The organism is Streptomyces sp. YIM 98790 (assembly GCF_011421595.1).
Classification (GTDB): domain Bacteria; phylum Actinomycetota; class Actinomycetes; order Streptomycetales; family Streptomycetaceae; genus Streptomyces.
The window spans coordinates 1-8904 of sequence record NZ_WTLH01000212.1 but is presented as its reverse complement, the minus strand read 5'-3'; the positions used below and the strand labels follow the sequence as shown (position 1 = coordinate 8904).

Annotated in this window: 6 protein-coding genes, 1 tRNA gene and 2 pseudogenes; 6 read left to right on the top strand and 3 right to left on the bottom strand. The window is 74.0% G+C overall.

Going from position 1 to position 8904, the window contains the following annotated elements:
* Positions 1–53: 53 nt before the first annotated feature.
* A pseudogene (locus GQS09_RS30775) lies at positions 54–461 on the top strand (SelB C-terminal domain-containing protein); the annotation flags it as partial.
* 47 nt (positions 462–508) lie between these two features.
* Here GQS09_RS30775 and GQS09_RS24390 read toward each other — a convergent pair.
* Positions 509–601 (bottom strand) — tRNA-Sec (locus GQS09_RS24390).
* Positions 602–756: 155 nt separating this feature from the next.
* On the opposite strand from GQS09_RS24390, the gene selD reads away from it, so the two are divergent.
* Positions 757–1767 carry a selenide, water dikinase SelD gene (gene selD, locus GQS09_RS24385; RefSeq protein WP_165989734.1) on the top strand — a complete coding sequence of 337 codons (1011 nt, stop codon included), beginning with the start codon at positions 757–759 and terminating at the stop codon, positions 1765–1767.
* A gap of 56 nt (positions 1768–1823) precedes the next feature.
* Here the strand turns inward: selD and fdh are convergent, their stop codons facing one another.
* Positions 1824–5084 carry a formate dehydrogenase gene (gene fdh, locus GQS09_RS24380; RefSeq protein ID WP_243761742.1) on the bottom strand — a complete coding sequence of 1087 codons (3261 nt, stop codon included), beginning with the start codon at positions 5082–5084 and terminating at the stop codon, positions 1824–1826.
* A gap of 263 nt (positions 5085–5347) precedes the next feature.
* Between fdh and coxB the strand changes: the two genes are divergently transcribed.
* The 4 genes from coxB (at position 5348) to GQS09_RS24355 (ending at position 8622) form a co-directional block, all read left to right on the top strand.
* A complete protein-coding gene (gene coxB / locus GQS09_RS24370) occupies positions 5348–6022 on the top strand; it encodes a cytochrome c oxidase subunit II (RefSeq protein WP_165989732.1) in 675 nt (224 codons plus the stop codon).
* A gap of 287 nt (positions 6023–6309) precedes the next feature.
* On the top strand, positions 6310–7758 hold the full coding sequence (locus tag GQS09_RS24365) for a cbb3-type cytochrome c oxidase subunit I (protein WP_313896319.1): 1449 nt from the start codon (positions 6310–6312) through the stop codon (positions 7756–7758).
* Positions 7748–8101 carry a hypothetical protein gene (locus GQS09_RS24360; protein WP_165989731.1) on the top strand — a complete coding sequence of 118 codons (354 nt, stop codon included), beginning with the start codon at positions 7748–7750 and terminating at the stop codon, positions 8099–8101. Before GQS09_RS24365 ends, GQS09_RS24360 begins: the two co-directional genes overlap by 11 nt.
* Complete coding sequence (locus GQS09_RS24355) at positions 8098–8622, top strand: hypothetical protein (RefSeq protein WP_313896318.1); 525 nt, start codon at positions 8098–8100, stop codon at positions 8620–8622. The genes GQS09_RS24360 and GQS09_RS24355 overlap by 4 nt, the downstream gene beginning before the upstream one ends.
* Before the next feature lie 89 nt (positions 8623–8711).
* On the opposite strand, the pseudogene GQS09_RS24350 reads toward GQS09_RS24355, so the two are convergent.
* Positions 8712–8904: pseudogene (locus tag GQS09_RS24350) on the bottom strand (polysulfide reductase); the annotation flags it as partial.

Genomic DNA, 8904 nt, shown 5'->3' with positions numbered 1-8904 from the left:
GGCTGCCCGCCGAGGCCGCCCGGCGGCTGCTGGGCCTGCCGGACCGGGCCCTGGTGGCGGCGCTGGCCACGGCCCCCGGGCCGCCGCTGCACCACCGCGGGGGCAGGCTCTACGGCTCCGCCACAGGCCGGTCGCTGCCGCCGCCGCTGCACCGGGCGGTGCGGACGCTCCACGACGAGCTGGCACGGGCGCCGTTCCGGGCCCCGGAGGCGGACCGGCTGGCCGCGCTGGGCCTGGGCCGGGCCGCGCTGGCCGCCGCGGTGCGGGCGGGCGCGCTGCTGCGGATCGCCGAGGGCGTCGTGCTGCTGCCCGGGGCGGACGCCCGGGCGGCCCGGATTCTGGCCGCGCTGGAACAGCCGTTCACCGTCAGCGAGGCCCGCCGGGCACTGGACACCACGCGGCGGGTGGCCGTGCCGCTGCTGGAGCATCTGGACCTGCGCGGCTGGACCGCCCGGCTGGACGACATCCGGCGCGTCTGCCGCCCGCCCGCGGCGGAGGCCGCGGCCGGCGGAGGCGGACAGGAATCGAACCTGCCTGCCCGAGAACCTCGGGCACCTCGGTTTTGAAGACCGGGAGGGCCACCAGGCACCCGCACGCCTCCGGGCCGTCGGCCGCCCTCCCATCAAACCGCGCCCCGCGCCCCGGCCCCCGGCGATCCGCCCGGCGTGTCCGGGACCAAGCACCTCCACGCGGAAGCACCTCCACACGGAAGCACCCCACGCGGAGCAGCACACCGAGCGGAAGGACAAAAACGGCATGACCCTCACCGGCGAACCGGCGGCGGGAACCGCGATCCGGCTCACCCAGTACGCCCGCGGCGGCGGCTGCGCCTGCAAGCTCCCGCCCGGCGAACTGGAGGACCTGGTCGCCGGGCTGCACGGCACCGCCCCGCCGGGCCTGCTGGTCGGCCTGGAACACGGCGACGACGCCGCGGTCGCCGCCCTCCCCGGCGGCGGTGCGGCGGTGGCCACCGCCGACTTCTTCACCCCGGTGGTCGACGATCCCTACGACTGGGGCCGGATCGCCGCCGCCAACGCGCTGTCCGACGTCTACGCCATGGGCGGCACCCCGCTGCTGGCCGTCAACCTGCTGGCCTGGCCCCGCGACCGGCTGCCCGCCGAACTGGCCCGCGAGGTGCTGCGCGGCGGCCGGGACACCGCCGCCCTGGCCGGCTGCCCGCTGGCCGGCGGGCACAGCGTGGACGACACCGAGCCCAAGTACGGCATGGCGGTGACCGGCACCGCCGACCCGGAGCGGCTGCTGCGCATCGACCGCGGACGGCCCGGGCTCCCGCTGTCCCTGACCAAGCCGCTCGGCCTGGGCGTGCTGAACAACCGGCACAAGGCCACCGGCGAGGTCTTCCCGGAGGCGGTGGCCGTCATGGCCGGGCTGAACCGGGACGCGGCGGCCGCCGCCCTGGAGGCCGGCTGCCGCTGCGCCACCGACGTCACCGGGTTCGGCCTGCTGGGCCATCTGTACAAGCTGGCCCGCGCCTCCGGAGTCACCGCCGTGGTGCACGCCGCCGCCGTCCCGTATCTGGCGGGCGCCCGGGAGGCCGTGCGGGACGGCTATGTCAGCGGCGGCACCCGGCGCAACCTCGGCTGGGTGGCGCCGCACTGCGACTTCGGCCGCACCGGCGAGGAGGCCCGGCTGCTGCTGGCGGACGCCCAGACCTCCGGCGGCCTGCTGGTGGCGGGCGAGGTGCCGGGCGCCCCGGTCATCGGCGAGCTGGTGGAGCCGGCCGGGCCCGCCCTGCTGGTCCGCTGACCGTCCGCGGGCTGCCGTCCGCCGGCCGCCGGCCGCGGCAGTCCCGCCGGGCCCGGCTACGGCCCCCGGCCGGTGTCCAGCGTGATGCCGGCCCGCTCCCGGTAGCCCTGCACCAGCTCCCGGGCCGCCGGGCCGCGCGGCCGGCGCCCCGGCCGGATGTCGCAGGTGAGCGCCTTGGTCTCCTGGATATGGGTGTTCGGGTCCAGGGACAGGTGCACCAGTTCGTTGGCGGCGTCCCCGCGGCTGTGCCCGTTGGGACCCCAGTGATAGGGCAGCCCCACCTGGTGCAGGGTCCGGCCCTGCACCCGCAGCGGCGACACCCGGTCGGTGACCAGCACCCGGGCCTCGACCACGCCGCGCGCGGTGACCACCGTGGCCCAGCCCATGTGCTCCAGCTCCCGCTCGGCCGCCAGCTCGGGCGACACCTCGCAGAACAGCTCCGGCTGGAGCTCGTACAGATACGGCTGCCAGCGGGACATGCCGCCCGCGGTGTGATGCTCGGTCAGCCGGTAGGTGGTGAGCACGTACGGGAAGACCTCCGCGCCCGGCTCGCCGCCGCTGGGGTGGTAGCTGTTGTCCGGGTGCGGGGCCGGGAGCTGCCGCGCCGGGTTGCGCTGCCGGTGGTACAGCAGATTCGCGAACGGTGAGTCCTGCGGCTCGTAGTGGGTCGGCAGCGGGCCGTCCACCAGGCCGGTCGGCACGTACAGCCACGCCTTGCCGTCCGCCTGCATGATGAAGGCGTCCGTGCCGGCCAGCGCCTCCTCGGCGGTCGCGCCCTCCGGCGGCACATGGTCCGGCGCCTTGGCGGGGGAGAAGTCGGGGATGTCGTGGCCCGTCCAGCGGCCCTCGTCGGCGTCCCACCACACCAGCGCCTTGCGCTCGCTCCACGGCCTGCCCTCCGGATCGGCCGAGGCGCGGTTGTACAGGATGCGGCGGTTGGCCGGCCAGGCCCAGCCCCACTCGGGGGCCACCCAGCTCTGCTCGCTGCCGGGCCTGCGGCGGGCCGCCTGGTTGACGCCGTCCGCGTAGACCCCGCAGTAGATCCAGCAGCCGCAGGAGGTGGAGCCGTCGTCCTTGAGCTGCTGGTAGGAGGCGAGCGGGCGGCCCTGCGCGTCCCGGCCGTTGATCTCCTGGAGCACTGCCTCGGCGCTCGGTTCCTCCGTCGGCCCGTGGACGGGATAGTCCCAGGTCAGATCCAGCACCGGCCGGTCCATCGGGTCGGTCGAGCCGGCCAGCTTCTCCCTGATGCGACGGCCCAGGTGGTACATGAACCACAGGTCGCTGCGGGCGTCTCCGGGCGGCTCCACGGCCCGGTGGTGCCACTGGAGCATGCGCTGGGTGTTGGTGAAGGTGCCGTCCTTCTCGGTGTGCGCGGCGGCCGGCAGGAAGAACACCTCGGTGCCGATGTCCTCGGCGCGCATCTCCCCGGTGCGGATCTCCGGCCCGTCCTTCCACCAGGTGGCGGACTCGATCAGGGAGAAGTCCCGCACCACCAGCCAGTCCAGGTTCGCCATGCCCAGCCGCTGCATGCGGGCGTCGGCGGAGCCCACGGCCGGGTTCTCGCCCATCAGGAAGTAGCCCTTGCAGGTGCCCTCGATCTGTGCCACGACGGTCTCGTAGGAACTGTGCGAGCCGGTCAGCCGGGGCAGGTAGTCGAAGCAGTAGTCGTTCTCCCCGGTGGCCGCGTCGCCCCAGTACGCCTTGAGCAGGCTGACCAGATAGGCGCCCATGTTGCCCCAGTAGCCCTTGCGGGCCGCCTCCGCGCCCACGTAGGTGCGCAGGGACTGCTGCTCGTGCGCGTGCGGCATGGGCAGGTAGCCGGGCAGCAGGTTGAACAGGGTGGGGATGTCCGTGGAGCCCTGGATGGAGGCGTGGCCGCGCAGCGCCAGGATGCCGCCGCCGGGCCGGCCGATGTTCCCCAGCAGGCTCTGCAGGATGGCCGCGGTGCGGATGTACTGCACGCCCACGGTGTGCTGGGTCCAGCCGACCGCGTAGGCGAAGGCGGTGGTGCGGTCCCGGCCGGAGTTGCCGGTGATCAGCTCGCACACGGTGCGGAAGGTGTCCTGCGGCACCCCGCAGATCTGCTCCACGGCCTGCGGGGTGTAGCGGGCGAAGTGCCGGCGCAGCACCTGGAACACGCACCGCGGATGGCTCAGCGTCTCGTCCCGCTCGGGCTCGCCGGCGCCGAGTGCGGCCCCGCCGGAGCCGTGCGCCTCGCCGTGGCCGGAGCGGGCCACCGACTCGCCGCCGCCGGTGCGGGCCAGGTACTCCTGCTCCCGCTGCCCGGACGCGGCCTGCACCTCCATGCCCTCGTACTGCCAGGCGCCGTTGTCGTAGGTGCGCCGCTCCGCGTCGAAGCCGGCGAAGACGCCGTCCAGGTCCTCGGCGTCGCGGTACTCCTCGCCCAGGATCGTGGGCGCGTTGGTGTAGGCGACCACGTACTCGCGGAAGTACTTCTCCTGCTCCAGGACGTAGTGGACGATCCCGCCGAGGAAGGCGATGTCGGTGCCCGCGCGCAGCGGGACATGGACGTCGGCCAGCGCGCTGGTGCGGGTGAAACGCGGATCGACATGGATCACCTTCGCGCCGCGGGCCTTGGCCTCCATCACCCACTGGAAGCCCACCGGATGGCACTCGGCCATGTTGGAGCCCTGGATGACGATGCAGTCGGAGTTCTGCAGGTCCTGCTGGAAGGTGGTGGCGCCGCCGCGCCCGAACGAGGTCCCCAGACCGGGGACGGTGGAGGAGTGTCAAATACGGGCCTGGTTCTCGATCTGCACCGCCCCGAGCGCCGTGAACAGCTTCTTGATGAGGTAGTTCTCCTCGTTGTCCAGGGTGGCGCCGCCGAGGCTGGCGAACCGCAGGGTGCGCCGGGTGCGCAGACCGTTCTGCTCCCACTGCCAGCCCTCCCGGCGGGCGGCGATCACCCGGTCGGCGATCATGTCCATCGCCGTGTCCAGGTCCAGTTCCTCCCAGTCGGTGCCGTGCGGGCGGCGGTAGCGCACCCGGTGCTCGCGGGCCGGACCGGTGGTGAGCTGCAGACTGGCCGCGCCCTTGGGGCACAGCCGTCCGCGGGAGACCGGCGAGTCCCGGTCGCCCTCGATCTGCGTGACCCGGCCGTCCTGCACATACACGTCCTGGCCGCAGCCCACCGCGCAGTACGGGCAGACCGACTTGACCACCTTGTCGGCGGTCCGGGTGCGTGCCCGCAGCAGCCGGGTGTCCCGGCTCTTCGCCGCCTCTCCGCGGCCGAGCGGGTCGCCGCCGGTGAGCTGCCGGTAGACCGGCCATGACGAGATCCAGGTCCGAGCGCCCATCTGGTCCCTGCCTTCCGTCCGAACTCACGGGGGACATCCGTGGGAACCCGTGGGAACCCGTGAGAACCCGTGGAGAGCTGTCCGGTCACCCTGTGTACCCGGCCCCGTGGGGACAAAACGTCACTGTGGTCCGAAAGCGGGATGTACGGCTGCCGCCGGAGCGGGTGTGCGGCGCCACGGTGTGTCCGCTCGGTGGCGCCGGACACGGCCTCTAGGGTCGGGCGGTGGCCCGCCGCGGGAAGGACGGGAGGAAGGGGAGAGCCGTGCACCGGCGCAGCGTCTTCGACGAGGTATTCGCCGTGGAGACGGTCATCGCTCTCGCGGTGTTCGTGCTCGTGCTCGGCGCGCTGCTGTTCGCCGTGGTCCGGCGCCGGGCGCGCCCCGGGCTCGCCGTCTCCGGGCGGCGCGAGTGGAAGCCGGTGGAACTCTTCTACGCCGGCACGCTCGCCGCGGTGGCGGCCGGTCTGGTGATCTACACCGCGCTGGCCCACCGGGAGCAGAACCGGGACGAGGACCGGCCGGCCGATCTGCGGGTGGAGGTCTCCGCCTTCCAGTGGTGCTGGGAGTTCACCCACCCGCGGCCGGACGCCGAGCCGGTCACGGCGCGGGCCACCTGCCGCGACGACGACCTGCCCACCCTGGTGGTGCCGACCGGCCGGGACGTCCGCCTGGAGCTGGCCTCGCACGACGTCATCCACTCGTTCTGGGTCCCGGATCTGCGCTACAAGATGGACGCCTTCCCCGGCCACCGGAACAGCTTCACGCTGCGCTTCGACCGCGAGGGGCGGTGGATCGGCCACTGTGCCGAGTTCTGCGGCCACCGGCACCACGTCATGGACTTCTGGGTGCAGGCCGTCCCGCCGGAGGAGTACGACGCCTGGCTGCTCGCCGCGCAGGACGGCGGGTCCGGCCAGGACCTCCCGGCGGAGGCCGCCTGATGCCGCGGCCGGCCCGGCCCGCGGACCCGGAAGGCGGTGCCGGATGACGCTGGCGGCGCCCGGCAGGGAACGGCCGCCCGGCGAGGGGCCAGGGCCCGCCGCCCAGCCCTCCGGGCGGTCCCTGCTGCTGTCCACCGACCACAAGCGGATCGGCCTGCTGATCCTGGGCACCTCCCTGGCGCTGATGTTCCTGCTGGGGGTGCTGGCGCTGCTGATGCGCGCCCAGCTCGCCCGGCCGGAGTCGGACTTCCTCGGCTCCGCGGTGTACAACCANCCTCGGCTCCGCGGTGTACAACCAGCTGTTCACCATCCACGGCTCGGGCATGATCTACCTGGTCATGACGCCGTTCGCGATCGGCCTCGGGGTCTATCTGGTGCCCCTGCAGATCGGCGCGCCCAACATCGCCCTGCCCCGCACCACCCTGCTCGGCTACTGGCTGTACGTCACCGGCGCGGTCATCATGCTGGCCGGCTTCGTCACCCCGCTCGGCGCGCACGCCGCCGGCTGGTTCTCCTACCCGCCGCTGGCCGACGCGCGGTACAGCCCCGGGCTGGGCTCCGACATGTGGCTGGCCGGGGTGTTCCTGGCCACCACCGGCGTGATCCTGATGGGCTGGGCGGTGCTGTGGACCGCGCTGCGCAAGCGGGCCGAGGGCATGACCATGCTGCGCATGCCGCTGTTCTCCTGGTCCATGGTGGCGACGACCCTGATGGTGATCGGTTCCTTCCCCGCGCTGCTGGCCGCCCTGGTGCTGCTCGGCATCGGCCGGGCCGATCCCGCGGTCTTCGACTCGAACCTGTGGACCATCGGCTACCAGCACCTGTTCTGGTTCTACGGGCACCCCGTGGTGTACGTGATGTTCTTCCCCTACCTGGCGGCGGTGGGGGAGGTGCTGGCCACCTTCGCCCGGCGGCCCTTCTTCGGCTTCCGGCTCACCGTGCTGTCGCTGCTGGTCTTCGCCGGGCTGTCGATGAGCGTGTGGGGCCACCACATGTTCACCACCGGCCAGGCCGCCAACGACTACTACTCGCTGACCTCGATCGCCCTGCTGGTGCCCGCCGGGGTGGAGTACTTCGCGCTGCTCGGCACGGTCCTGGGCGGCAGGCTGGTGTTCCGCCCCCCGATGCTGTTCGCGCTGGCGTTCATCCCGCAGTTCCTGATCGGCGGGCTGACCGGCATCATGGTCGGCACCCCGGTGATCGACTACCACGCCCACGACAGCTACTTCGTCGTCGCCCACCTGCACTACGTGCTCTTCGCCGGCAGCGCCTTCGGGCTGTTCGCGGCCTTCTACTTCTGGTTCCCGAAGGTGACCGGGGCGATGCTGCACGAGCGGCTCAGCCACGCGCACTTCTGGCTGCTGGTGGCCGGCACCAACCTGACCTTCCTGCCCATGTTCCTCCTCGGCCACGAGGGCATGTCGCGGCGGATCGTGTCCTATGCGGAGTTCGACGGCTTCGGCACGCTCAACCTGCTGGCCAGCATCGGGGCCGCACTGCTGGCCGTGGCGATGCTGGTCTTCCTCTACAACGTCTACGTCTCGCTGCGCTTCCCCCGGCCGGCCGGGGACGACCCCTGGCAGGGCCAGACCCTGGAGTGGGCGACCACCTCGCCGCCGCCGCGGCTGAACTTCACCCCGGAACGCCCGCTGCCGCCGGTCACCAGCTACGCCCCGCTGTACGACCTGCGGCAGCGCCGGCTTCGGGAGCGGGCGGAGGACGGCCGTGCCGACTAGACATCCGGCGTTCCTGGTGGTGGCCGGCTGGACGCTGTTCAACGGGCTGCTGTTCGCGGTGCTCGCCCTGTACGGCGAGGGGGCGGTGGCGCTGTGGCTGTGGGCCGGGTCCCTGGCGCTGCTCGCCGGAGCCACGGCGGCGGTGCTGGTGGCCTCGCGGCGCGGACCGGAACAGCACCGGCACTACCGGCTGGCGACCGGCAGCACCGCCGCGGTGCTGCCGGCCGCGGCCGGCGCCGCGCTGCTGGGGCTGACCGCGGTGTACGGCTGGTGGATGCTGGCGTTCGCCCTCCCGGTGCTGGCGGTGGCGGCGGTCCTGGCGGCGCTGGCGGCGCGGTCGTGACCGGCGCGGTGACCATGGGGGCGTGGGCGCTGTTCCTGTCCGCCGGGGTGCCGGGGGTACTGCTGGCGACCCGCCGCTGGGCGGTGTGGCCGCGGCTGGCGGTCCCCGCCGGGGTGTCGTTCCCGCTGTTCGTCCTGGTGCACGCGGTGGTGGTGCTGGGCATGGCGGTGCCCGGCCACCACGGGACGGCGGCGGCCGCACGGTGGCTGCCGGAGGCGGCGCTGCCGGCCGCCTGCGTGCTGTTCTGGCTGCCGGCGGTGGGGGCGGCAGCGGGGCGGCACCGCCTCGGCGGCCCTGGCCGGTGCCTGTACCTGTTCCTGGCCATGCCGCTGCTGGACCTGCCGGCCGTGGGCCTGATCGCGGCCGGTCACGCGGCGGCCGGCCTGGCGATGATCGTGGGCATGCTGCCGGTCGGGCTCATCGCCGCGGGCACCACCTGGCGGTGGATCGGCGACGAGGAGCGCGACGCGGCGGCACGGGCGCCGGGGGAGCCCCTCCGCCCCCCGCCCGGCCCCGCCTGACGGCACCGCGCCGCCGCCGTGGCCTCCCCGCGGGCGGTGGATGCGGCGGGTGGATGCGGCGGCGGAGCGGTGCGCGGCGGGCGGTGGCATCAGGCGGGTGCGGCGGTGCGCTGCCGGAGGCGTTCGCGCTGCGGCAGCACCGTGTACCGGGGGTCCTCGGCCGAGGCGATTCCGGCGTGGAAGATGCCGAACCGGCCCGCCGCGGAACCGAGCAGCAGCGCCGCCCCGGCCACGGCCGCCGCCGCCCGGCTGCGCCGCCCCGCGGCCAGGCCCAGCGCCGCG